The following is a 24,481-nucleotide window of genomic DNA, read 5'->3' on the forward strand; positions in this document are numbered from 1 at the left end:
TGGAAGCATGAAATTAATCGTCGGACTCGGCAACCCGGGCTCGCAATACGAAAAAACAAGGCATAATATCGGGTTTGTCATCGTGGATGCACTCGCAGAGCGGCTGGGTGTCTCTTTAAACCAATCAAAGTTCAAAGGGGTCTACGGTACCTATCATTATAACGGAGAGAAAATCGTCCTTTTAAAGCCGCTTACATATATGAATTTATCAGGTGAAAGCATTGTCCCGTTAATGGATTATTTTAATATAGATGAAGAAGACCTGCTTGTCATCTATGATGATCTGGATCTGCCAGTAGGAAAGATCAGGCTGCGTCAGAAAGGCAGTGCAGGCGGACATAACGGCATCAAGTCAACGATCGCCCATTTGGGCACCCAGAACTTCAACCGGATACGCGTCGGCATCGACCGTCCAACAAACGGCATGAGTGTCCCGGACTATGTGCTCGGCAGATTCAGTAAAGACGAGCAGGCAGAACTGGACAAAGTCATCAACGACTCTGTTGAGGCCTGTGAAACATGGTTTAATAAGCCGTTTCTGGAAGTCATGAATAAATTCAATTAAGCAGCTTCAATTGATTTCACCGGTCCCAGCGGAAATAAATAGCGGTGTTGAAAATGGTAAAACTAAGCAGCAACTGAATAACTCCCTTCTATTCCGTTCATACTAATCGTATAAATGGAATTGGAGGGATATCAATTGGCTATCCACTATCATTGTCGTCATTGCGGGACAAATGTAGGTACGATTTCCAATATGTCGGTCCACTCAGAACAACTTGGCATCCACAAACTGACTGAGGAAGAACGTCTGAATATGGTTCAGTATCAGGACAACGGAGATATCCACGTCCGCACAATCTGTGAAGACTGCCAGGAAAGTCTTCAACGAAATCCGGATTATCATCAGCTGGATTATATCATTCAGTAAGTATATAAGCATGAAAAGGAACAGCGCTTTGGTGGCAGAACCAAAGCATTTTTCTGTTTTTACTATAGAGATCCATTTCGCACGAATATAGCATAGAGATAGAAAGATCCACGGGGAGGAGCGTATTCTTGAAAGGTATTTTAAAACAAATCCACCAAAGTGAAGAACTTCAATCCCTCATCACGGGAATTGATGAACAATTATCAGAACAGCTTGTTGCAGGGCTGTCAGGCTCATCGCGCACAGCCTATATCGCCGATGTTTATTTAGAGACTGGCAAATCCTCAATGGTCGTCACGCACAATCTTTTCCAGGCCCAGAAAATATATGACGATCTCATTCAATTCCTTTCAGAAGATGAGGTATTCCTATATTCCGCCAACGAATTGATTGCAGCAGAGCTCAGTGTGGCAAGTCCCGAACTGCGTTCTCAGCGGATCGAGGTGTTGAATAAGCTGTCAAAAAATCAAAAAGGTGTATACATTGTACCTGTCGCAGGGCTTAGAAAAATCCTTCCAGAGAAAAAACAATGGGAAAAGAATCAAATCACCTTTACCCAGGGAGAAGATATCGATCTGGATGATATGCTGAATCAATTGGTTCAAATGGGATATCAGCGCACGGGGATGGTCAACACCCCGGGAGAATTCAGTCTCCGCGGCGGTATTGTCGATATTTACCCGCTGACCCTTCCGAACCCTGTCCGGATTGAACTTTTCGATACAGAAATCGATTCGATCCGTACGTTCTCAGTGGATGATCAGCGCTCAATCGACAAGCTTACAACCATCGAAATCGGCCCTTCTTCAGAAGTGTTGATGAATTATGAGGATATGGACAGCTTGATCAAGAAGATTGAATCCGGAATGGCAAAAAGTCTGAAAAAGATAAAAACGGACAGTGTAAAAGAAAAGTTGACCGAATACATCGGACACGAAATCGCGCAGCTAGAAAACGGTCAGATTCCCGAGCAAATCTTCAAGTATCTCTCGCTTGCCTACGAGACGCCTAGTAGTTTGCTAGACTATCTGCCTACCGACAGCGTGATCTACTTCGACGAATACAGCAGGATCCTGGAGACAAGCGAATCTCTGGAAAGAGAAGAAGCAGAGTGGTATACGTCCCTGCTGCAGGATGGACAAATCATCCACGATATTTCGGTGTCCCATAAGTTTCAATCCTTGACGGCGAATACGAAGCTGCCTAAGGTTTATTTTTCATTGTTCCTCCGCCATATCCCGAATACAAGCCCTCAGAATATTTTCAATGTGTCCGCGAAACCGATGCAGAGTTTTCATGGGCAGATGAATGTCCTGAAAGCAGAGCTAGACCGCTGGAAGAAAGGGAAATATACGGTCGTCCTGCTGGGGCCGGATGAAGAACGTGTTAAGAAGCTTCAGCGAGTACTTGACGATTATAAAATCGAAATAGCCTTTGTCGAAGACAGTTCCAAATTATTAAAGGGCAAAGTCCAGATGATCAATGGAAGCCTGACGAACGGGTTCGAGCTTCCGATGCAGAAGCTTGCCGTCATCACCGAAGAAGAACTGTTCAATAAAAAAACCAAAAAGAAACCGAGAAGGCAGAAGCTTTCGAATGCTGAAAGGATCAAAAGTTACTCCGAACTGAAAGTCGGGGATTATGTAGTGCACGTGAACCACGGGATCGGAAAATACCTTGGGCTTGAAACACTTGAAATCAATGGAGTCCACAAGGATTATCTTCATGTTAAATACCAGGGCAGCGATAAACTGTATGTCCCGGTTGAACAGATCGAGCTTGTCCAAAAGTATGTGGGTTCTGAAAGTAAAGAACCGAAGCTTTATAAACTCGGCGGCACTGAGTGGAAGAAAGTCAAATCCAAGGTACAGTCATCCGTCCAGGATATCGCAGACGACTTGATCAAGCTGTATGCTGAGCGTGAAGCCGCAAGGGGATATGCGTTCTCGCCGGATGGCGATATGCAGCGTGATTTCGAAACGGCCTTCCCATATGAAGAAACGGATGATCAATTAAGGTCGATCCACGAAATCAAGCACGATATGGAAAAAGAAAGGCCGATGGATCGATTGCTCTGCGGAGATGTCGGATACGGGAAGACGGAAGTGGCGATCCGTGCTGCCTTCAAAGCGATCGCTGACGGCAAGCAGGTAGCCTTCCTGGTACCGACCACCATACTCGCCCAGCAGCATTATGAAACGATCAAGGAGCGTTTTCAGGACTTCCCGATTGAAATCGGCCTGTTGAGCCGGTTCCGGTCGAGGAAGCAGCAGCAGGAGACCATCAAGGGATTGAAGGCAGGAACGGTCGATATCGTAGTCGGCACACACCGTCTATTATCAAAAGATATCCAATACCGTGATATCGGACTGCTCATCATCGATGAAGAGCAGAGATTCGGTGTCACCCATAAAGAAAAAATCAAACAGCTCAAAACAAATATCGACGTGCTGACGCTGACGGCCACCCCGATCCCCCGCACCCTTCATATGTCGATGCTCGGGGTGAGGGATTTATCTGTCATCGAAACACCGCCTGAAAACCGCTTCCCTGTGCAGACATATGTCATGGAGTACAACGGACCTCTCATCAAAGAGGCGATCGAGCGGGAGATGGCGCGGAACGGACAGGTGTATTTCCTCTATAACCGGGTCGAAGATATTGAACGGAAAGCGGATGAAATCTCGATGCTCGTGCCTGATGCCAGGATTGCGTACGCACACGGACAGATGAGTGAAAGTGAGCTCGAGTCGGTCATCTTAGGCTTTCTTACAGGGGAATATGATGTGCTCGTCACGACCACGATCATCGAGACAGGGGTCGACATCCCGAATGTCAATACACTTATCGTCTTCGATGCCGACCGCATGGGCTTGTCCCAGCTGTATCAGCTGCGTGGACGGGTAGGACGTTCGAACAGGGTGGCGTATGCGTACTTCACGTACCGGAAGGACAAGGTTTTGACCGAAGTGGCTGAAAAACGCCTCCAGGCCATCAAGGAGTTCACGGAGCTCGGGTCCGGATTTAAAATCGCCATGCGTGACCTCACGATCCGTGGTGCAGGGAATCTGCTCGGGGCGCAGCAGCACGGATTCATCGACTCAGTCGGATTCGATCTGTATTCGCAAATGCTGAAAGAAGCCATCGAGGAACGGAAGGGAGATCTTCCGAAACAGCCTGCCTCCACGTTTGAAGTCGATATTGAAGTGGATGCCTATATCCCGGATGACTACATCAAGGACGGACATCAGAAGATTGAGATGTATAAGCGATTCCGCTCGATCTCTTCACTGCCTGAAATAGAAGAGTTGCAGGAAGAGATGCTCGACCGCTTTGGTGAATATCCGGAAGAAGTGGAATACCTATTCCTCATTTCCGAGATGAAGGTCTTTGCCAAAAACACGGACCTGGAAAACATCAAGCAGGAGCAGAAAAACGTAAACATCTATATGTCTCCGGAAGGAACAAACCGGATCGACGGATCCAAAGTATTCGATATCTGCAACAAACACGGACGTGCAGTCGGACTCGGAATGGAAGGCTCCAAACTGAAAATATCCATCAACACCGCACGCCTTGAAACATCCAAATGGTTCCACATGGCCTATGACATCATCAAAAACCTGGATACTGCCCTAAAAGAAGAAAACCACGTTTCGTGATGACAGCCTACTAACTATTTTGATTTAGAAAACATATAGAGGGTAGAGGTAAATCTTTTTGTTTTAGAATAGGTTTTGTTAAAAATACTTGATATGTATAACTGATATCCAGCTGTTGATTGGAGTGGAAGACGAAGACTCCTGCGGGAAGAGTAGCTTATGTGAGACCCCGGAGGCGAAGCCGGGGAGGCTCACGGGCTACCCGCGGAAAGCGAAGTCTTCCACGGAAATCAACAGCGGTGTTTATGGATTTAAACAAATTTATTATTCTTTGTGCTTTGCGAAAAAGTCTTGCTGACAGCCGTCACTTTCGATACAATCAGATGATTTTCGACATTTAACTCTAATATTCGTTATCACATTGTAACTGAACTGTAAATGCGTTCACTGGTTTATTTTACTATGATAAGGGTATTAGTATTAATGCAGCTGCCAACTTTGGAAAAAGTAACCTGCAATAGCATTTTAGTGAAATGACAGAAAAAATAACTGAATGTGTATAGAACTTCTAAGATGTAAGATACTAAACTCAACAATGGCAAAGTATTCAAACCAAATGGATGCCTTGCTAAATAAAAATCATCTGATGAAAGTGAGGCAACTATAGATGAAAGCAACTGGAATTGTTCGTCGTATTGATGATTTAGGACGCGTTGTTATTCCGAAAGAAATCCGCAGGACGTTAAGGATCCGCGAGGGAGATCCCCTTGAGATCTTTGTAGACCGCGACGGGGAAGTCATCTTGAAGAAATACTCTCCGATCAGCGAACTGAGTGATTTCGCGAAGGAATATGCAGAAGCATTATACGACAGCTTGGGAAGTGCCGTCCTGATCTGTGACCGCGATGCAGTTATCGCGATTGCCGGTGCATCGAAGAAAGAGTATTTGAACAAAAATGTCAGCGAATTGATTGAAAAGGTCATGGATGACCGTACATCATTCCTGCACACGCAGCAAGGACAAGCCGAGCTTGTCGATGGACATGAAGAAGACCTGAATTCTTATACGATCGCTCCGATTGTAGCAAACGGAGACCCGATCGGGGCCGTGACGATTTTCTCAAAGGATCGTACGGTTGGCGAAGTGGAACAAAAGGCAGTGGAAACGGCAGCTGGCTTCTTGGCAAGACAGATGGAATCATAATGCAGAGGGAGTGGCAGCCGCCACTCTCCTTTTTTTCTTCTTTCAATCATCCTCTGAAAGCGAAGTCTTGCACGGTATCTGTCAGCGACTTATGATAAAATAAACTTAATTTCTACATAACCGGTTCAATGGAAGTTTCACATGGAAAGGCAGGAAGCTCGTTGAGGAAGCAATACTCCTCCAAGCAATTTCTCAAAGGCGCCATGGTATTGACAGTGGCTGCGCTCGTGACCAAAATATTGAGCGCCGTCTACCGGGTCCCTTTTCAGAATATCGTTGGAGACATCGGATTTTATATATATCAGCAGGTTTATCCTTTCTATGGGATCGCGATCGCGTTATCCACTTACGGGTTTCCTGTTATCATTTCAAAGCTTGTTGCGGAGAAGCTTGAGGAGAATGATGAGGAAGGTGCGAAGGACGCTGCCCTGACATCTTTTCTTTTTTTGTGTATCACAGGCTTGGTTTGGTTCATGGCCGTCTTTTTCGGTGCAGGCATGATCGCGGGGTGGATGGGGGACCCGCATCTCAAGCCTCTCATCCAGGTCATTTCGCTGTCCTTCTTGCTCCTCCCCCCGCTGTCGGCCCTGAGGGGGTATTACCAGGGGAAAGAAGATATGCTCCCGACTGCCGTTTCGCAGGTGGCGGAACAGAGTTTCAGGGTGGTCACCATCCTGGTGTTCTCCGTCATTCTGGTCGGTCAGGGACAATCATTATACACGGTCGGAAAGGGTGCATTATTCGGGTCGATCACCGGCGGGATTGCGGCGGTCATCGTGCTGATTTTCTTCCAGGCATTGAAAAAGGAAAAGAAGCTGTCATCAGGGATCTTTACACTTTCGAAAGATTATCTTTCCATTTGGAAACGGCTGTTGAAAGACGGTACGGCAATCTGTGTGAGCGCCATGCTGCTGATTCTTCTTCAATTCATCGATTCATTGAACGTGTATGCGTTATTGACTTCTTCCGGGATGGAAGAAAGTGCGGCCAAGGCGTGGAAAGGGATCTATGACCGCGGACAGCCTTTTGTGCAGCTGGGGAATGTGGTTGCCACATCGATTTCCCTCACCATTGTCCCTCTTGTTACAAGTGCGTATATCGGTAAAAAAGAATCACTCGTAAGGGAATACAGTCAATTGTCACTGAAGATCAGCATCATCATCGGATTCGCCGCATCGCTTGGCCTGATCAATCTCATTGTCCCGACGAATACGATGCTGTTCGAAAATGCAGAAGGTTCCGGTGTCATTGCCGTTTTTTGCATCTCGATTTTTTTCAGCTGCCTGATCCTGACGTTTGCAGGGATTTTTCAGGGAATCGGAAAGATTTATTTTCCGGCGTATTGCATCATTGCAGGGGTTCTGCTTAAATATGCGGGCAACGCCGTCCTTGTCCCTTCGTTCGGCACGATGGGAGCGTCCCTATCAACCGTCATTTCCCTGGCAGTGATCACGGTGCTGATGGTGTTCCAGTTAAAAAAACTTTTTCCGATAAGGCTGATCGATCCCTCCTTTTATTTGACGCTTTTAGCGAGCGGTGCTGCAATGACGGCTGTTCTGCAGGGACTTATGTATCTGTACGTCCTGATGTTGAACGCCGGGATGCCGGAGCGTCCGTTGTCGGTTGTCTTCTCTTTAGGGGGAGTGATGACCGGCGGAGCGGTGTTTATGATTGTGCTTCTGAGAGGGAATGTCCTTAGTGAGGATGAAATCGGTTTTCTGCCGTTCGGAAGCAAGTGGGTCCGGCTGTTGGGGAAAATCCAGCCAATTTCAAAAAGAAGATAGGAGAGTCTTATGAATACGATTACGGTTGTCGGCCTCGGAGCCGGGGATTTGGAGCAGCTGCCTCTGGGCGTCTATCGTCTTATTAAAGGCAGTGAAACGCTATTTTTACGTACAAAGGAACATCCTGTGGTCAATGATTTAACTGCAGAAGGAGTGGAGTTCCATTCTTTTGATGAAATATATGAAAAGCATGACCGGTTTGAAGAAGTATATGAAGAAATTACACAGATTCTTGTCTCACAGGCTGAAAAGGGACCGATCGTTTATGCCGTGCCGGGTCATCCGCTTGTAGCTGAAAAAACGGTACAGCTTCTGCTCGAGCTTCAGCAGGAAGGCAAGATCGACGTAAAGGTCGGCGGAGGACAAAGCTTTATCGATGCCCTCTTTGCATCGGTGGGGGCCGACCCGATCGACGGTTTTCAATTATTGGATGGGACGAGTCTGAGGCTTCAGGACATCCATATGAACCAGCAGCTCATCATCGGTCAGGTGTATGACGGCTTCATCGCTTCCGAAGTAAAGCTTACCCTGATGGAACTGTATCCGTACGATTATGAGGTCATGCTGGTAACCGCTGCTGGCAGTAAAGATGAACAAGTGGAGAGAATCCCTCTTGTAGAACTGGACCGCACCGCGGGTCTCAGTAATCTGACAAGCCTTTATGTGCCGGCAGTCAAGGGGATGGAGGATTCCTTCAAGCAATATGGTACGCTGCGGGAGATCATCTCAACTCTTCGCGGGCCGGACGGGTGTCCCTGGGATAAGGAACAGACACACCAATCATTGAAAAAGTACCTGATTGAAGAAACCTATGAACTACTGGAAGCAATCGATGAAGATGATATCGATCATATTGTCGAAGAGCTTGGTGACGTCCTCCTCCAAGTGATGCTGCACGCACAGATCGGGGAGGATGAAGGAATGTTCACGATGGAGGAAGTGATCGAGACGATCGCTTCCAAGATGGTGCGCCGTCATCCTCATGTGTTCGGTACAGTGGAAGTGGAAGATGCAGAACAGGTCACAGCGAACTGGGATAAAATCAAGCAGCAGGAAAAAGGCGGAGTGGAAGGACAGGAACCGATGCTCAAAAATACGGCCAAGGGAATGCCTGCCCTCCTAAAAGCATATGAATATCAGAAAAAGGCTGCCAAGGTCGGTTTCGACTGGCCGGATGCAAAGGGAGCCTGGGATAAAGTATGGGAAGAGTTGAAGGAATTTGAGAGTGAAGTGGAGAAGAGTAGTGAAACGGCGATAAAGAAAGAATTCGGTGACATTCTTTTTGCTCTTGTCAATGTTGCACGCTTCTATAAGATTTTTCCTGAGGAAGCGCTCGCGATGACAAATTCGAAGTTTTACCGCCGTTTTTCTTATGTGGAAGAAAAAGTCCACAGCTCGGGGAAGACCTTTGATGATTTCACGCTGGAAGAACTCGATTCCTTCTGGAATGAAGCGAAAAACAAAAATATCGGGTAGGGGAGTTTTATAGATGGTATCAATGAGATTGGATAAATACTTAAAAGTGTCCAGATTGATCAAAAGAAGGACGCTTGCGAAAGAAATAGCAGATCAGGGGAGGATCCTGGTCAACGGCACCCAGGCGAAAGCAAGCTCTAATGTAAAAGTCGGGGATGAGCTCAGTGTGAGGTTTGGACAAAAAGTGATGAGGGTAAAGATTGAGAGGCTTCTTGATACGACCAAGAAAGAAGAGGCGAGCAGTCTATACTCCGTCCTTTCCGAAGAACGGATCAAAGAGGAATCGGAGTAAGCTGGCTTTCTTTTTGTTCTAAAATCCCCTTGTCCACATACATATAGTACAAAGCTTGTACTATGTGAATGTGAGGGATAAAAGATGAACCAATACTATGATGGAAACAAAGACAAGACTTCTTACCAGGAACATGATGTCATCATGAGAGGCAGGAAGCTTCTCGATATTACAGGCGTTAAACAGGTGGAAAGCTTTGATAATGAAGAATTCCTGCTTGAAACGGTCATGGGCATCCTGTCTGTCCGGGGGCAGAACTTGCAAATGAAAAACCTGGATGTCGATAAGGGGATCGTCTCGATTAAAGGAAAGGTGTTTGACCTGATTTATCTGGACGAGCACAATTCGGAGAAAGCTAAAGGACTCTTTAGCAAGCTGTTTCGATGACCCTGACGACCCAGTTTTACACCATGCTTTCAATGATCGGTATGGGAGCATTATTTGGTGCGTCGCTGGATACGTACAACCGGTTTCTGAACAGGTCCCAGCGGAAGCGTTGGCTGGTATTCTTAAATGATCTGCTTTTTTGGATCTATCAGGCACTTGCCATTTTCTATATCCTGTTTTCCGTCAACTACGGGGAACTCCGTTTTTATATTTTCATCGCGCTTCTATGCGGGTTTGCCGGCTACCAGGCGCTGCTTAAACAAGCATATCTCCGCTTGCTGGAAAGACTGATCCTGTTTGTGATTTCACTTTATAATTTTTTCGTTTCCATGGTGAAAAAGCTGGTCTATTCGCCGATAAAATGGATAGTGGTACTGCTGATCACGCTCGTTCTTTCACTGGCGAAAGGGCTATGGAAAACCGCAGCATTCCTGTTTAAAATCGTTTATACCATCCTTAAATGGATGTTTAAGCTCGTATGGAGTCCAATTTGGTGGATTCTTAAAGGTATTTGGAATTTATTGCCGAATTATCTTACAAAAAGAGTCGAGAAGTTATATAATAAAATGGCAGGAATAATGACGTTCAATATCAAAAAAATATATAGAGTCATAGAAAAGGTGAAAAAGCGCTTCAAGAAATAGCGCCTTTTCCCTTTCTTGTCTTTAGTAAAAAAGGAGGTTTGGGAATGAGGAAAAACGTTACGTCAATGGAAAATGAATATGTTCGTCATCAGGAGCATATACATAAGTCGTCATCGAAGAGAAAAAAACGTTTGGTCCGCAGATTATCCCTATTTTTTGTATTAGTGCTGGCAATTAGTGGATTTATGGTCTCGACTCTCATTTCCAGAGCCCAAATGTTAGAAGAAAAACGCGCGGAAAAAACACAGCTTGAAAATAAAATGGAACAGCTTAAAGATCACCAAAACGCCTTGGAAGAAGAGATTGTCAAGCTCAATGACGACGACTATATCGCCAAGCTAGCACGCCGCGATTACTTCTTATCCGACGATGGTGAAATTATATTCAATATCCCGGAACCGGAGAAAAAGAAAGAATAAGAAGAGGTGTCTTATTGACACTCTTTTTTTTAATTGGCTATAATATATAGTAAGGTTTATCTTTTATAATTTTAAGGAGGAGCATTTCTTTTATGTCAATCGAAGTAGGCAGCAAGTTACAGGGTAAGGTAACAGGCATTACAAATTTTGGAGCGTTCGTGGAGCTATCGGAAGGTTCAACTGGTTTGGTACACATTAGTGAGGTTGCAGACAATTACGTTAAGGATATCAACGAACACCTTAAAGTCGGTGACGAAGTAACGGTTAAAGTCATTAATGTAGAAAACGATGGAAAGATCGGATTATCCATCCGTAAAGCCAAAGATCAGCCACAACGCCCGCAGCGCCAACAGCGCCCTCAGCGTCCGCGTAACAACAAACCGAATGATACGCGTACGAAAGAAAATTTCGAACAAAAGATGGCGCGCTTCCTGAAAGACAGTGAAGACCGTCTGTCATCTTTAAAGAAAAACACTGAATCGCGACGCGGCGGAAGAGGAGCGAAACGAGGCTAACTTGCTGTCTATTAACTCATATAGCAGGTTGTAAGACAGGGAACAGGCACATTCATTTTGAGTGTGCCTGTTTTTTTGTGTGCAACTTTGTGTGAAGGGGAACGGTCATGGCGCGGTTATCGATTTTGATTTCGATAATACAGAAGCTTGATTGATCATAAAAAAGTCAATTCAATAATAAGCAGGAAGGTATCGATCATATATTTTTTTTAAATAAGCTATTCGATAATAAAACTCGCTTTTTCAATAATAAAAGTTAAGAATTCGATAATAAAACTTTGATTTTCGATAATAAAGTCATCGTCTGGTTTTGGTTTTGAAGGAAAGTCGGGGACATCTGCAGTATGTAGGGCAATGTCTCTCGGAAATACCCTAATATACTGCAGTAATACAGCTTTGAATGCAAAAAGCCGGCCAATATAAACAATTTTGATACTATAAAAAGGAGTTCTATTCCCCGCCACCGAATATATGTTTGTAAACAGACAAACGGGGTGGGGTTAATATGAATAGGGAAGAACTTCTCAATCATCATGACTATTTTATTTTGTGGATGAAGGAATTGAAGGATATAGAAGAGGCGAAATGGTTCGCACCGATGGAAGAAGGGAAATGGTCGATCGCTGCAAATGTTTCGCATATCATAAAATGGGATGCTTATCTTATTGAGAATATACTGCCGAACCTGTCGGAAGGGGCTGTCCTTTCTGCATTTCCGGATTTCGACCCGTTTAACAGGGAAGCTGCAGAATATGCCCACGGCGGGGTCACCCAGGAACGGCTTCTGGAGGAGGGCATTGAAACGCGGAAGTCCATCCTTCATTTTATTGACGGCCTGGAGGAGTCGCAGCTGGGCCTATCCTTTGAAGTGGATGACCATCACTATACACTGAGCGAGTTCTTTGACGATTTCATCTGGCATGACAAGCATCACCAGAAACAGATCGAAGAGACGCTTTGCAAAGAGAAGGCATAATAAAAAAGACTATCCGGAATCGGATAGTCTTTTTTATTGTTTACCTTCAGCGCCAAACTCAGTTTAGGGCGCTTCCGCTTTTCTAATATGACCCGTACGGGATTCGAACCCGTGTTACCGCCGTGAAAGGGCGGTGTCTTAACCGCTTGACCAACGGGCCTAAAAAAATATGGTAGCGGCGGAGGGGATCGAACCCCCGACCTCACGGGTATGAACCGTACGCTCTAGCCAGCTGAGCTACACCGCCATATGTGTTTTAAGCACAAAATCTATAATACATACAAACAAAAATCTTGTCAACAGAATTTATAAAAAGAATTTGTCAAAATTCCTTCAAGTCAGTCTGCGTCTTGCGTATAGGAGCAAATTGGAAAAAAACACTCCGGTAGAGAGTGAAATTATCAGAATATTATAACGTATTCGCTAGAATGCCGTCGAAACATTCTTGGGCTTCATTCCCTCATTTTGACAAACTTCTGAACTTGTCCCATTTATACTAGACAAAAAAGTAAATGGGGAGTGTTTGTTACATGGGTAAAGCCGATCAGTCAATCATAGAACCTGTTCAAAATGTAGACATTGAACACACTAGACTGGAATTTTCCAAAGGAATCAAGTCGGTTTATTCCAAATTGGAATGGCTGTTTGTACAAAAAGGGATCGCATTGTTCATCATCGGATTTTTATTGGGAAGGGCACTCATTCTGTCACATTTGACTCCATTTGCCCTGCCTTTCTTTGCGTCTGTCTACCTTGTCCGGAGGGAGAAATCCCCGATTGCTTTACTGGGGCTGCTCGCAGGGGCCGTCACATTATCTTTCTCTAGTATTACGTATACGTTTGCAAGTACGATACTATTCCTGTTAATTTTCCGGTTAACGCAGAAGTATCATAAAAATGAACTTAAATATGTAGCATTTTATGTGTTATTCACTGCACTGAGTGTGAAGCTTGCCTTCAATTACATCCAGCAAGATCAGGTCCTGACCATCTATAACGGGGTCATGGCCATGATCGAGGCAACTCTTGCCTTTCTATTAACCTATATTTTCATACAAAGTATACCGCTTGTGACCGTACAGCGGAGAAGGCGGTCGCTCAAAACAGAAGAAGTGGTCAGCCTGATCATCCTGCTCGCGTCGATCATGACAGGTACGATCGGCTGGGCTGTATACAGTTTGTCCATCGAACACATCCTGTCCCGCTACCTGGTGCTGTTATTCTCTTTTGTGGCAGGGGCTACAATCGGATCGACTGTCGGGGTCGTGACCGGTCTGATTTTCAGTCTGGCAAGTGTTGCGAGCTTTTATCAAATGAGTTTGCTTGCTTTTTCTGGACTTCTGGGCGGATTGATGAAAGAAGGAAAGAAATTTGGAGCGGCAATCGGTTTACTGATCGCTACCCTGCTTATGGGAATGTACGGAGATAGTGATACTGTTTTGACAAAAACATTGTATGAATCCGGAGTGGCGATTCTCTTGCTGTTTTTAACACCGCAGAGTCTGGCCCTTAAAATAGCCAAACATATCCCGGGTACACCTGAATATCAGCAGGAACAGCAGGGATATATGAGAAGAGTGAGAGATGTGACCGCAAACCGGGTCACTCAGTTTTCGTCTGTGTTTCAAGCGTTATCGAAGAGTTTTCAGCAAATCGAAGACCAATTTGAAGAGGAGGAAGATAAGGAGTTTGACTATTTTTTAAGCAATGTCACGGAAAAAACGTGTCAGACATGCTTTAAAAAAGATCAATGCTGGTCACGGAATTTCGATAAAACCTATAATCTGATGAAAGATGTGATGAATGAGTTCGACCAGGGGAAAATACCGCTCAATCCGCGCCTTCACCGGGAATTGGACAAGCATTGTACGAAAGAAAAGAAGCTGCAGGATACGATTTATCAGGAACTGACCTTTTACCAGGCCAATTTGAAACTGAAAAAACAAGTAAAGGAGAGCAGGAGATTAGTAGCCGATCAATTACTGGGTGTTTCAGAAGTCATGGGCAATTTCGCGAAAGAGATTCAAAGAGAAAGGGAAAATCATTTTATACAGGAGGAGCATATCCTCTCGAGTATCAATGAATTCGGGATTGATATAGAGAATATTGAAATTTACAATCTGGAACAGGGGAATGTTGATATAGATATTACGACCCCTTACTGCGGGGGACATGGACAGGGGGAGAAACTGATTGCTCCGATGCTTTCGGATATCGTTGGGGAAAATATTATCCTGTTTAAGGAGGATTGTGCCCAATTTCCGAACGGGTACTGTCAGATGACATTCAGGTCGGCAAAGAAATTCGTGGTCGATACAGGTGTATCGCATGCGGCCAAAGGAGGGGGACTTGTATCGGGTGACAGTTATTCGATGATTGAACTTGGTGCCGGGAAGTTTGCGGTTGCGATCAGTGATGGAATGGGGAACGGGGAACGAGCCCATTATGAGAGCAACGAAACGCTCAGGCTGCTTCAAAAGATACTTGAATCGGGAATCGAGGAGGAGGTGGCGATCAAGTCCATCAATTCCATCCTGTCACTCAGGACGAATGATGAAATTTTCTCGACACTGGACCTGGCGATGATCGACCTTCAAAATGCATCCTCTAAATTCCTGAAGATCGGTTCCACACCGAGCTTTATTAAGCGCGGGGATAAAGTGATGAAAATAGAAGCCAGCAACCTGCCGATGGGGATGCTGCAGCATGATTTCGATGTGGATGTCGTGTCCGAACAACTGAAAGCGGGCGATCTGTTGATCATGATGAGCGACGGTGCCTTTGAAGGGCCGAAGCATGTAGAGAACTATGATGTCTGGATGAAACGCAAAGTGACGGAACTTCAAACGGATGACCCTCAAGAAGTGGCGGATATACTCATGGAGGAAGTGATACGTTCAAGTTCCGGTCTGATAGAGGATGATATGACGATCATGGTATCGAAGATCAAACATAATATCCCGAAATGGTCATCGATTCCAGTGCAGAAACCATATGAAAAGGATAAGAAAAGAATCTCCTAGGAAAGGCGGTCTTCTCTATAAATATAGTGAATTGAAGTATAAATCTCTCCTGATTCGGCGAAGATGATACCATCTTTTGAATTAGGAGGGGAGTCTGATGAAGACAGGTACACTTCGTCAAATTCTATTGTTAACGGATGGCTGTTCGAACCAGGGTGAAGACCCGATTGCCATGGCGGCACTCGCCAAGGAGCAGGGGATCACGGTCAATGTAATCGGTGTAATGGATAATGATGTGATTGATGATAACGGCATGCAGGAGATTGAAGGGATCGCCCTGTCAGGCGGCGGGGTCAGCCAGATTGTCTATGCCCAGCAGCTGTCCCAGACGGTCCAGATGGTCACGAGGAAAGCGATGACCCAGACGCTGCAGGGATTGGTGAATAATGAACTGAAACAGATCCTCGGGAAATCGGCTTCGATGGAAGAATTACCTCCCGACCAGCGCGGAGAAGTGATGGAAGTGGTGGATGAGCTTGGCGAGAATGTGGACATGGAAGTGTTGATTCTTGTCGATACGTCTGCGAGCATGAAGCATAAGCTTCCGACGGTCAAGGAAGCCTTGCTGGATCTGTCTTTAAGCCTGAATGCGAGAATGGGAGACAACAAATTTTCAGTGTTTGTATTTCCCGGGAAACGACAGGATGTCGAAAAATTGCTGGATTGGACACCTAAACTCGAAACACTTACGAGTATTTTCTCTAAGTTGTCCCCAGGCGGTATCACCCCGACGGGTCCGGCCATTTCTGAAGCTCTGACATACTTCAAGAAAAAACGTTCATTAAGGGGATTGCTCTCTCGTGGCGATGATGAACAATACTTCGAAGAAACCATTTAATTTCCCTGCGGGGACGGTGATCCGCGGAAAATGGTATAAACATATTTATACGATTGTGAAAGAGTTGGGCTATGGCGCCAACGGAATGGTCTATCTGGTGCAGGGCGCCTCCGGCTACCTCGCATTGAAGATGAGTGACAGCAATGTCTCCATCACTTCGGAAGTCAACGTATTGAAGTCTTTTTCCAAGGTCCAGGGAACTCCCCTTGGACCTAAGCTTCATCAAGTTGATGACTGGGAGACCAGGGGCGTCATCATTCATTTTTATACGATGGAATATATACAGGGTATGAATCTATTAAGTTTTGTACAATCGAAAGGGCCTTCATGGACAGGTGTCCTGATTGCGCAGCTGCTCTCTGACCTTGAGCGGATTCATCAGGAAGGCTGGGTGTTCGGTGATCTCAAGCCGGAGAATCTGATTGTGACAGGGCCGCCTTACCGGATACGCTGTATCGATGTCGGCGGGACAACGATACAGGGAAGGGCAATAAAGGAATTCACCGAGTTCTTCGACCGGGGTTACTGGCTCGGGGGTTCCAGGAAAGCAGAACCTACCTATGATCTTTTCTCAGTGGGTATGATCTTAATTAATCTAGCCTATCCCCAGCGTTTCAATAAGACCGGAACGGGGAATATGCAGCAATTAAGGAAGGCAATTGCATCGAATGACCAATTGAGCAAGTTTCAGCCCACCATTGAAAAAGCGCTGGAGGGTAGTTTCCGCACAGCGGGTGAGATGAGAATTCATTTGTTGAACGGGCTCTCGCATGGAAGAAGCGCTCACTCTGCCGGTCCAGCGGTAAAAGCCGCTTCATCTTCTCCGAGGCAGCCGGCTTCCCAGCGGAGCAGGGTACAGAAGCAACAGAGGAAGAAATCGAGCCACTTCCTTGAAACGGTACTGGTGGTCATGATCGTCTCCCTTCTTTATGTCTTATACATATACGGAGAGCTGATGTAGATTGGTAGTAGCGGAGCGCTGAAATTGTTACAATGAGGAAAAAGAGCCCGGGAAGAGGAACGTAACATGTTTGAGCATACGGTGAAAGTTTTCATACAGCGTCATGGGTTGATCGAAGCAGGCGACCGGATCGTGACAGCCGTCTCCGGAGGACCGGATTCGCTGGCCCTTCTTCATTTTCTTCATGTGAATAGAAAAGAATGGGGAGCCGAAGTGATTGCTGCTCATCTCGATCATATGTTTCGGGGAGAGGAGTCATATCAGGAGCTCCTTTTTGTTAAGGACTTTTGTGAAAAGCGGGACATCCCTTTCTACAGTGAAAGAATTGATGTCGGGAAAGTCATGGAAGACGAATCGGGCAGTCTGCAGGAAAGCGCCCGCAATGTCCGGTATGGGTTCCTCCGGGAAGTCATGGAGGAAGCCATAGCGGACAAGCTGGCACTCGGCCATCACGGGGATGATCAGATGGAAACGATCTTGATGAGGATGACCAGGGGTTCTGCCGGAAAGGGAAGGGCAGGCATCCCGTATAAGCGCGAGTTCCACAGGGGAATGATCATCCGTCCATTCCTGACTGTGACCAAAAAGGAAATCTGGGACTACTGCCGGGAGCACGGACTCACACCCCGCATCGATCCCAGCAATGAAAAAGATCTCTACACAAGGAACCGCTTCAGGAGGGCGGTCATTCCTTTCCTGAAGGAAGAAAACCCCCAGGTCCATCATCAATTTCAACAATTTAGTGAAGAAATAACAGAAGATGAAGAGTTTTTAGAGGAATTAACACGGGTAAAGTTGAATAAAGTATGGAATAATACTGAGGTTTTCTCGGTATTGAATATCGAAGGCTTCCTTGCAATGGCTGAGCCTTTACAAAGAAGAGGGATTAATCTAATATTAAACTATCTTTACAAACTAAGACCATCTTCTTTATCGACTATACATATTTACGATGTATTGGGTATATTAAGAGGAAATTCACCTAATGCTAGCTTGGATTTACCTGGAGGTCTCACAGTAACAAGGGCATATGACACCTGTTATTTTCACTTTGGGAAATTAGAGTCTGGTCAAGCCCCTTATTGCTATGAGTTAAAGGAACATACACCTCTCACACTTCCAAGCGGTTATCAATTTATTCTCAAGGATTCTTCAGAAGTCCGCGGTTCAAGCGGCGGTGACTGCATTTATCTCCATCGAGGGGATACAGCGCTCCCGTTATCCATCCGGACGAGGAAGACAGGGGATCGATTGAAAATCAAGGGTTTAAATGGGACAAAAAAGCTTAAATCCTTATTCATTGATGAAAAGGTCCCTCGCCATTTGCGCGACGCGTGGCCGGTTGTCACGGATGCCGAGGATAACATCCTCTGGGTTCCAGGCATAAAAAAGTCAATATACGATTTAGGAGAAGCCCGGGAAAATAGTTTAGTATTACAATTTACAAGCAATCATCTTCTAGGAGGCAGTTGAACATTGTTAAATCAGGATATTGAAAAAGTATTGATCTCAGAGGAAGAACTTCAGGCAAAAATCAAGGATTTAGGGGCGCAGCTGACAGAGGAGTATCAAGATAAATTCCCACTCGCCATCGGTGTGCTGAAAGGTGCAATGCCATTCATGGCTGACCTGTGCAAACGCATGGACACACATATGGAAATGGATTTCATGGACGTATCAAGTTACGGGAACTCCACTGTTTCTTCCGGTGAAGTCAAGATTGTGAAAGACCTGGATACAAAAGTTGAAGGCCGTGACATCCTGATCATCGAAGACATCATCGACAGCGGTTTGACGCTGAGCTACCTTGTAGAATTATTCCGCTACCGCAAAGCGAAATCGATCAGCATCGTCACACTTTTAGATAAGCCGTCCGGCCGCAAAGCGGACATCGTAGCAGACTATGTCGGCTTTATCGTTCCGGATGAATTCGTCGTTGGCTACGGTCTGGATTATGCGGAAAGATACCGTAATCTTCCTTACATCGGTGTCTTGAAACCTGAAGTGTATACAACAGGTGAATAAGCGTAATCTAAAGAGGAATCATTCTATTCGTTTTAACGGAAAACATCAAGGCCTATTTGTTGTAATGCCATGATTTACTATGATACTATTTTAGTTAGTTTGTTTACCCGTGGGAGGAGGTAAGGGATGAACCGGATCTTTCGTAACACCATATTCTATTTACTGGTCTTTTTAGTCATTATAGGTGTGGTGAGTTATTTCAGTAACAACAACGAACCAACCAAAAATATCGAATACAGCACGTTCATCAACCAGCTTGAAAAAGGGGAAGTCGAATCATTCTCCATTCAGCCTGGAAGAGGTGTATATGAGGTAAAAGGAGAACTGAAAGGTGCTAAAGAAGGAGAATCCTTCTTAACCTATGTCCTTACAACCGATGGCAAGTTAATGGACCAAATCAATGCTGCAGCTTCCGAGCAGGGTATTGATGTAAATGTATTGCAGGCCAAAGAAACAAGCGGATGGGTATCGTTCTTTACAACGATCATTCCATTTGTCATCATCTTCATACTGTTCTTCTTCTTACTGAACCAGGCTCAGGGCGGCGGAAGCCGAGTCATGAATTTCGGTAAGAGCAAGGCGAAGCTTTACAGTGAAGAGAAAAAGAAAGTCCGCTTTAAAGATGTAGCAGGAGCGGATGAAGAGAAACAGGAACTTGTAGAAGTCGTGGAATTCCTTAAGGATCCGCGTAAATTCTCTGAAATAGGTGCACGCATACCTAAAGGGGTGCTGTTGGTAGGACCTCCGGGTACCGGTAAAACATTGCTTGCCAGAGCAGCGGCAGGAGAAGCGGGAGTACCGTTCTTCTCCATCAGTGGTTCTGACTTCGTTGAAATGTTTGTCGGTGTCGGTGCATCACGTGTACGTGATCTATTTGAAAACGCAAAGAAAAATGCGCCTTGTATCATCTTCATCGATGAGATTGATGCAGTGGGACGCCAGCGTGGAGCGGGACTTGGCGGAGGCCACGATGAACGTGAGCAGACGCTTAACCAGCTTCTTGTTGAAATGGACGGTTTCGGAGCCAACGAAGGGATCATCATCGTTGCCGCAACGAACAGACCGGACATTCTTGACCCGGCATTACTTCGTCCAGGACGTTTTGACCGTCAGATTACGGTTGACCGCCCGGATGTCATCGGCCGTGAAGCGGTACTGCAGGTACATGCCCGCAACAAGCCGCTTGATGATACAGTTGATTTGAAGGCAATCGCCATGAGGACCCCTGGTTTCTCCGGTGCCGACCTTGAGAATCTTCTGAACGAGGCAGCACTCGTTGCAGCCCGTGAGGACAAAAAGAAAATCGATATGCGTGACATCGACGAAGCAACGGACCGCGTCATTGCAGGGCCAGCTAAGAAGAGCCGCGTCATATCTGAAAAAGAACGTAAAATCGTTGCTTACCATGAAGCCGGCCATACGGTGATCGGGGTCATACTTGATGAAGCGGATATGGTACATAAAGTGACCATCGTTCCACGCGGTCAGGCTGGCGGATATGCCGTCATGCTTCCTAAAGAAGATCGCTACTTTATGACAAAGCCTGAGCTTCTTGATAAAATCACGGGCTTGCTTGGAGGACGTGTCGCAGAGGAAATCATCTTCGGCGAAGTATCCACCGGTGCCCACAATGACTTCCAGCGTGCAACGGGTATTGCACGCAAGATGGTGACCGAATACGGTATGAGCGACAAGCTCGGACCGCTTCAATTCGGTTCACAGCAAGGCGGTCAAGTGTTCCTGGGCCGTGACATCAATAGTGAACAAAACTATTCTGATGCCATCGCTCATGAAATCGACACGGAAATGCAGCGCCTGATCAAAGAAAGCTATGCACGTGCGAAGAAGATTCTCACCGAGAACCGCGACAAGCTTGAACTGATTGCCAAAACGCTGCTTGACGTCGAAACACTCGATGCAGCCCAAATCAAACACCTCGTCGATCACGGAAAACTGCCTGAACGCGTTTACGAATCTGACAAAACAGACAACGGTGACGTAAAGGTAAACATCCAAAAGAAAAACGAACAAAACGTGATCGAAGCAGAAACACCAGACACAACACCAAAAAACGACGATCCTGACAAAACAGATCGCGTATAATAAGAGAAGACTGTACCTGTAACGGGTGCAGTCTTTTTTTATATTCATTTCACAATGGCGGGTTGCACAACACAAAACATTCATTAAAACCGGCTCCAGCGTTGATTGGAGTGCAAGACGGAGACTCCTGCGGGAAGAGTAGCTAATTAGAAAAGCGGAAGGGCTTTGTATAGAGGCGGCTGGCATAAGACGAATCGGCCACGAAGGCGTTCTTTGTCTTCTTGGCCGGTTTGGCTTATGACATGTGCCTCTAAGCCCTGCAGCTGGACAAGTGAGACCCCGCAGGAGCGAATGCGACGAGGAGGCTCACGGGCTACCCGCGGAAAGCGAAGTTTTGCACGGAAATCCTAAGCGGTATTTAAGAACAATCTAAGTTTTAAATTTGCAGTGCTCAACCGCTCAGTTTTTGTACTTACCTATTATTTATTAGATATGGTATGATGTTGGCAGTGTGTAAAACAATACGCTTAGTAGGTGAGAATATTGATTTTTGTAATGGACGTAGGGAACACAAACATCGTCTATGGCGTCTATGAAGGCGACCATTTAAAATATCACTGGAGATCTGAAACCAACAGGCACAAAACCGAAGATGAATTCGGTATGCTGGTCAAGAATCTCTTTCAGCATGTAGACTTGAAATTCGAAGAAATAGACGGCATCATCATTTCGTCCGTCGTTCCGCCAATCATGTTCAGTCTGGAGCGCATGTGCGAAAAGTATTTCAATGTCACGCCGCTTGTTGTCGGACCCGGGATCAAAACAGGTTTGAATATCAAATATGAAAATCCCCGTGAAGTCGGTGCAGACCGGATCGTGAACGCGGTTGCCGGCATCCATGAATACGGCGGGCCGCTGATCATCGTCGATTTCGGTACCGCGACTACTTACTGCTACATCAACGAGGAAAAACAATATATGGGCGGGGCGATCGCGCCCGGAATCGGCATTTCGACTGAAGCCCTTTATTCGAAGGCGGCAAAGTTACCGAGGATCGAAATCGCCCGTCCGGATAACATCATCGGAAAGAACACGGTAACCGCGATGCAGGCCGGCATCCTTTATGGATATGTAGGACAAGTTGAGGGAATCGTACAAAGGATGAAATCCCAAAGTAAAAAGAAACCGACCGTGATTGCAACCGGGGGACTGGCGACGTTGATATCCAAAGAATCGAACACAATCGATGTCGTCGATCCGTTCCTTACCCTTAAAGGATTAAAACTGATTTATAAACGAAACATGAATTAAGAAAAAGGAAAGGAGCTTGAATATGAGCGACTACTTAGTGAAAGCCCTGGCTTATAATGGGCAAGTGCGAGCGTATGCCGTCAAAAGTACAGATACTGTCGGCGAAGCGCAGAGAAGACATGACACCTGGCCGACAGCTTCAGCTGCTCTTGGCCGTTCCATCAGTGCCGGTGTCATGATGGGCGCGATGCTTAAGGGAGAAAATAAACTGACGATCAAGGTGGAAGGCGGAGGTCCGATCGGTGCCATCATCGTAGACAGCAACGCCAAGGGTGAAGTGAGGGGATATGTCTCCAACCCGCATGTCCATTTTGATTTGAATGAACATGGAAAGCTCGATGTCCGTCGTGCGGTGGGTACATCAGGAACTCTTTCGGTCGTAAAAGACATCGGAATGAGAGATCATTTCTCAGGACAGGTACCGATTGTTTCAGGAGAACTGGGCGAAGATTTCACCTACTACTTCGTGACTTCAGAACAGGTGCCTTCATCTGTCGGAGTCGGAGTATTGGTCAATCCCGACAATACAATCCTTGCTTCAGGCGGCTTCATCCTGCAATTGATGCCGGGTACGGACGATGAAACGATTACAAAGATCGAAGAAAGATTGTCAAAAATCCCGCCGATATCAAAGCTGATTGAAAAAGGCCTGACTCCTGAAGAAATATTGGAAGAAGTGCTTGGAGAAGGTGAAGTGAAGGTCCTTGAAACGATGCCGGTATCATTCCAGTGTAAGTGTTCAAAAGACCGTTTTGCCAATGCGATCATCAGCCTGGGTGAAAATGAGATTCAGGATATGATCGATGAAGAAGGACAAGCAGAAGCGAAATGCCACTTCTGTAATGAGACATATATGTTTTCCGGGAAAGAATTGGAAGAACTTAAAAACGAAGCGAAATAGTAAAAAAATCAGGGAGACACACAATCGATGAAACGTAAACCAAAACCTTTTCTGATTGCTGCGGCCGTACTGCTGGTGACGAATATCATCACTTTATTTTTATGGTTGAAACCTGATGCTTCCCCGGGTGTTGGCGGAATCAGTGCGGGCAGCGAGGTCGTTGCCACGGTAGGCGGTGATTCTGTCACCAGGGAAGACTGGCTTTATACGCTTGAACAAAAGTACGGCGAACAGGAGCTGAGACAGCTGGTCAATCAAAAAGTGATCGACAAAGCTGCGAAGAAGTATAATGTTTCCATTTCCGATAAAGAAGTCGATCAAGAATTTGATCTGATACGCTCTGCGTATGACTCTTTCGATGAAGAGTTCACTGCAGACGAGGAAACGGTCAAAGCCCAGATCAGGACCGACTTACTGCTGGAAGAGCTGCTGACCAAGGATGTAGAAATATCGGAAGAAGACATGAAAAACTTCTATACCCAAAATGAAGAAATGTACTCGATCCCTAAAATGTTCAACCTGAAACAAATCAAAGTAAAAGACAAATCCGATGCCGGGCAGGTCATCAAGGAATTAGAGAGCGGCTCAAGCTTCGATGTCCTGGCAATGGAGCGTTCCACCGATGACGGGAGTGCCAATCTGGGCGGGGACATCGGCTATGTGCCTGCAGAGGGAGAGCTTTTATCACCTGAAGCGGTGAAGGAGCTCGAATCCACCAAGAAAGGCAAATGGAGTCAGCCGGTGAAAACGGGATCAGATTATGTCATTTATCTTTTAAAAGATACCGTAAAAGAAAGACAATACAGTTATAAAGACGTAAAAGATCAGATCCGCCGCCAGCTTGCGATGGAACAAGTGGAAACACCGCTTACGCCTGAAGCATTCTGGGATGAAGCAGAAGTGGAATGGTTTTACGGCACGGAACAATGATGGAAGACTGGCTTAGCGGCCAGTCTTTTTCCATTTACATAAACATAAGGGGTTTAACGAATCATAGTAGGGATATATGGTGAATAGAGTAGGAAAAGAGAAATGCGTGCTCACGAGAGATAGACCCTGCGTCTTTCTTTGTCCAGCTTCAGGGCATAGATGCCATAAGCTAAACCCAAGAAGGCAAAAACGCCTTCACAGCAATTCATCTTATGCCAA

At 45.8% G+C, this 24,481-nt stretch carries 21 protein-coding genes and 2 tRNA genes; 21 read left to right on the forward strand and 2 right to left on the reverse strand.

Going from position 1 to position 24,481, the window contains the following annotated elements:
• The first annotated feature begins 7 nt into the window (after window positions 1-7).
• From pth to AS034_RS20865, 12 genes are all read left to right on the forward strand, one after another.
• The gene (gene pth / locus AS034_RS20810; protein WP_032085211.1) at window positions 8-565 is read left to right on the forward strand and encodes an aminoacyl-tRNA hydrolase; all 558 of its coding nucleotides are present in this window, start codon (window positions 8-10) and stop codon (window positions 563-565) included.
• Window positions 566-700: 135 nt separating this feature from the next.
• Window positions 701-931 (forward strand): anti-sigma-F factor Fin, encoded by a 231-nt coding sequence (locus AS034_RS20815; protein WP_032085210.1) that lies wholly within the window; start codon window positions 701-703, stop codon window positions 929-931.
• A 128-nt stretch (window positions 932-1,059) separates the two neighbouring features.
• Window positions 1,060-4,593, forward strand: a complete 3,534-nt coding sequence (gene mfd / locus AS034_RS20820) for a transcription-repair coupling factor (protein WP_058300022.1) — start codon at window positions 1,060-1,062, stop codon at window positions 4,591-4,593.
• A gap of 607 nt (window positions 4,594-5,200) precedes the next feature.
• Window positions 5,201-5,737, forward strand: a complete 537-nt coding sequence (gene spoVT / locus AS034_RS20825) for a stage V sporulation protein T (RefSeq protein ID WP_032085208.1) — start codon at window positions 5,201-5,203, stop codon at window positions 5,735-5,737.
• Between the two features lie 161 nt (window positions 5,738-5,898).
• Entirely contained in the window at window positions 5,899-7,521 is a 1,623-nt protein-coding gene (locus AS034_RS20830) for a putative polysaccharide biosynthesis protein (RefSeq protein ID WP_244888214.1), read from the forward strand.
• A gap of 9 nt (window positions 7,522-7,530) precedes the next feature.
• Complete coding sequence (gene yabN, locus AS034_RS20835) at window positions 7,531-8,997, forward strand: bifunctional methyltransferase/pyrophosphohydrolase YabN (protein WP_058300023.1); 1,467 nt, start codon at window positions 7,531-7,533, stop codon at window positions 8,995-8,997.
• A gap of 22 nt (window positions 8,998-9,019) precedes the next feature.
• The gene (locus AS034_RS20840; RefSeq protein WP_032085238.1) at window positions 9,020-9,289 is read left to right on the forward strand and encodes an RNA-binding S4 domain-containing protein; all 270 of its coding nucleotides are present in this window, start codon (window positions 9,020-9,022) and stop codon (window positions 9,287-9,289) included.
• An 84-nt stretch (window positions 9,290-9,373) separates the two neighbouring features.
• Window positions 9,374-9,676 carry a sporulation protein YabP gene (gene yabP / locus AS034_RS20845; protein WP_032085205.1) on the forward strand — a complete coding sequence of 101 codons (303 nt, stop codon included), beginning with the start codon at window positions 9,374-9,376 and terminating at the stop codon, window positions 9,674-9,676.
• Window positions 9,673-10,320: a spore cortex biosynthesis protein YabQ gene (gene yabQ / locus AS034_RS20850; RefSeq protein WP_032085204.1), complete on the forward strand. Its 648-nt coding sequence runs from the start codon at window positions 9,673-9,675 to the stop codon at window positions 10,318-10,320. Before yabP ends, yabQ begins: the two co-directional genes overlap by 4 nt.
• A gap of 44 nt (window positions 10,321-10,364) precedes the next feature.
• Window positions 10,365-10,739, forward strand: a complete 375-nt coding sequence (locus AS034_RS20855) for an FtsB family cell division protein (RefSeq protein WP_032085203.1) — start codon at window positions 10,365-10,367, stop codon at window positions 10,737-10,739.
• Between the two features lie 92 nt (window positions 10,740-10,831).
• Window positions 10,832-11,254, forward strand: coding sequence for a S1 domain-containing RNA-binding protein (locus tag AS034_RS20860; protein WP_032085202.1), 423 nt, complete (start codon window positions 10,832-10,834; stop codon window positions 11,252-11,254).
• Between the two features lie 505 nt (window positions 11,255-11,759).
• Window positions 11,760-12,230: a DinB family protein gene (locus tag AS034_RS20865; protein ID WP_032085201.1), complete on the forward strand. Its 471-nt coding sequence runs from the start codon at window positions 11,760-11,762 to the stop codon at window positions 12,228-12,230.
• 88 nt (window positions 12,231-12,318) lie between these two features.
• On the opposite strand, the gene AS034_RS20870 is transcribed toward AS034_RS20865, so the two are convergent.
• Window positions 12,319-12,390: transfer RNA gene (locus AS034_RS20870), tRNA-Glu, on the reverse strand.
• Between the two features lie 10 nt (window positions 12,391-12,400).
• Window positions 12,401-12,477: transfer RNA gene (locus AS034_RS20875), tRNA-Met, on the reverse strand.
• A gap of 283 nt (window positions 12,478-12,760) precedes the next feature.
• Here AS034_RS20875 and spoIIE point away from each other — a divergent pair.
• From spoIIE to AS034_RS20920, 9 genes are all read left to right on the forward strand, one after another.
• Window positions 12,761-15,253, forward strand: coding sequence for a stage II sporulation protein E (gene spoIIE, locus AS034_RS20880; protein WP_032085200.1), 2,493 nt, complete (start codon window positions 12,761-12,763; stop codon window positions 15,251-15,253).
• A 97-nt stretch (window positions 15,254-15,350) separates the two neighbouring features.
• Window positions 15,351-16,091, forward strand: coding sequence for a VWA domain-containing protein (locus AS034_RS20885; protein ID WP_032085199.1), 741 nt, complete (start codon window positions 15,351-15,353; stop codon window positions 16,089-16,091).
• Window positions 16,060-17,052 (forward strand): protein kinase domain-containing protein, encoded by a 993-nt coding sequence (locus tag AS034_RS20890; RefSeq protein WP_058300038.1) that lies wholly within the window; start codon window positions 16,060-16,062, stop codon window positions 17,050-17,052. The genes AS034_RS20885 and AS034_RS20890 overlap by 32 nt, the downstream gene beginning before the upstream one ends.
• A gap of 66 nt (window positions 17,053-17,118) precedes the next feature.
• Window positions 17,119-18,525, forward strand: coding sequence for a tRNA lysidine(34) synthetase TilS (gene tilS, locus AS034_RS20895; protein WP_074440099.1), 1,407 nt, complete (start codon window positions 17,119-17,121; stop codon window positions 18,523-18,525).
• Window positions 18,526-18,528: 3 nt separating this feature from the next.
• Window positions 18,529-19,077: a hypoxanthine phosphoribosyltransferase gene (hpt, locus tag AS034_RS20900; RefSeq protein WP_032085197.1), complete on the forward strand. Its 549-nt coding sequence runs from the start codon at window positions 18,529-18,531 to the stop codon at window positions 19,075-19,077.
• Between the two features lie 126 nt (window positions 19,078-19,203).
• Window positions 19,204-21,180 carry an ATP-dependent zinc metalloprotease FtsH gene (ftsH, locus tag AS034_RS20905; RefSeq protein ID WP_058300024.1) on the forward strand — a complete coding sequence of 659 codons (1,977 nt, stop codon included), beginning with the start codon at window positions 19,204-19,206 and terminating at the stop codon, window positions 21,178-21,180.
• A 483-nt stretch (window positions 21,181-21,663) separates the two neighbouring features.
• Window positions 21,664-22,431 carry a type III pantothenate kinase gene (locus tag AS034_RS20910; RefSeq protein WP_162266047.1) on the forward strand — a complete coding sequence of 256 codons (768 nt, stop codon included), beginning with the start codon at window positions 21,664-21,666 and terminating at the stop codon, window positions 22,429-22,431.
• A 22-nt stretch (window positions 22,432-22,453) separates the two neighbouring features.
• Window positions 22,454-23,332, forward strand: coding sequence for an Hsp33 family molecular chaperone HslO (hslO, locus tag AS034_RS20915; protein ID WP_058300025.1), 879 nt, complete (start codon window positions 22,454-22,456; stop codon window positions 23,330-23,332).
• 27 nt (window positions 23,333-23,359) lie between these two features.
• A complete protein-coding gene (locus AS034_RS20920; RefSeq protein WP_058300026.1) occupies window positions 23,360-24,262 on the forward strand; it encodes a peptidyl-prolyl cis-trans isomerase in 903 nt (300 codons plus the stop codon).
• Window positions 24,263-24,481: the final 219 nt, after the last annotated feature.

The organism is [Bacillus] enclensis (assembly GCF_001456935.1).
GTDB lineage: Bacteria > Bacillota > Bacilli > Bacillales > Bacillaceae_B > Rossellomorea > Rossellomorea enclensis.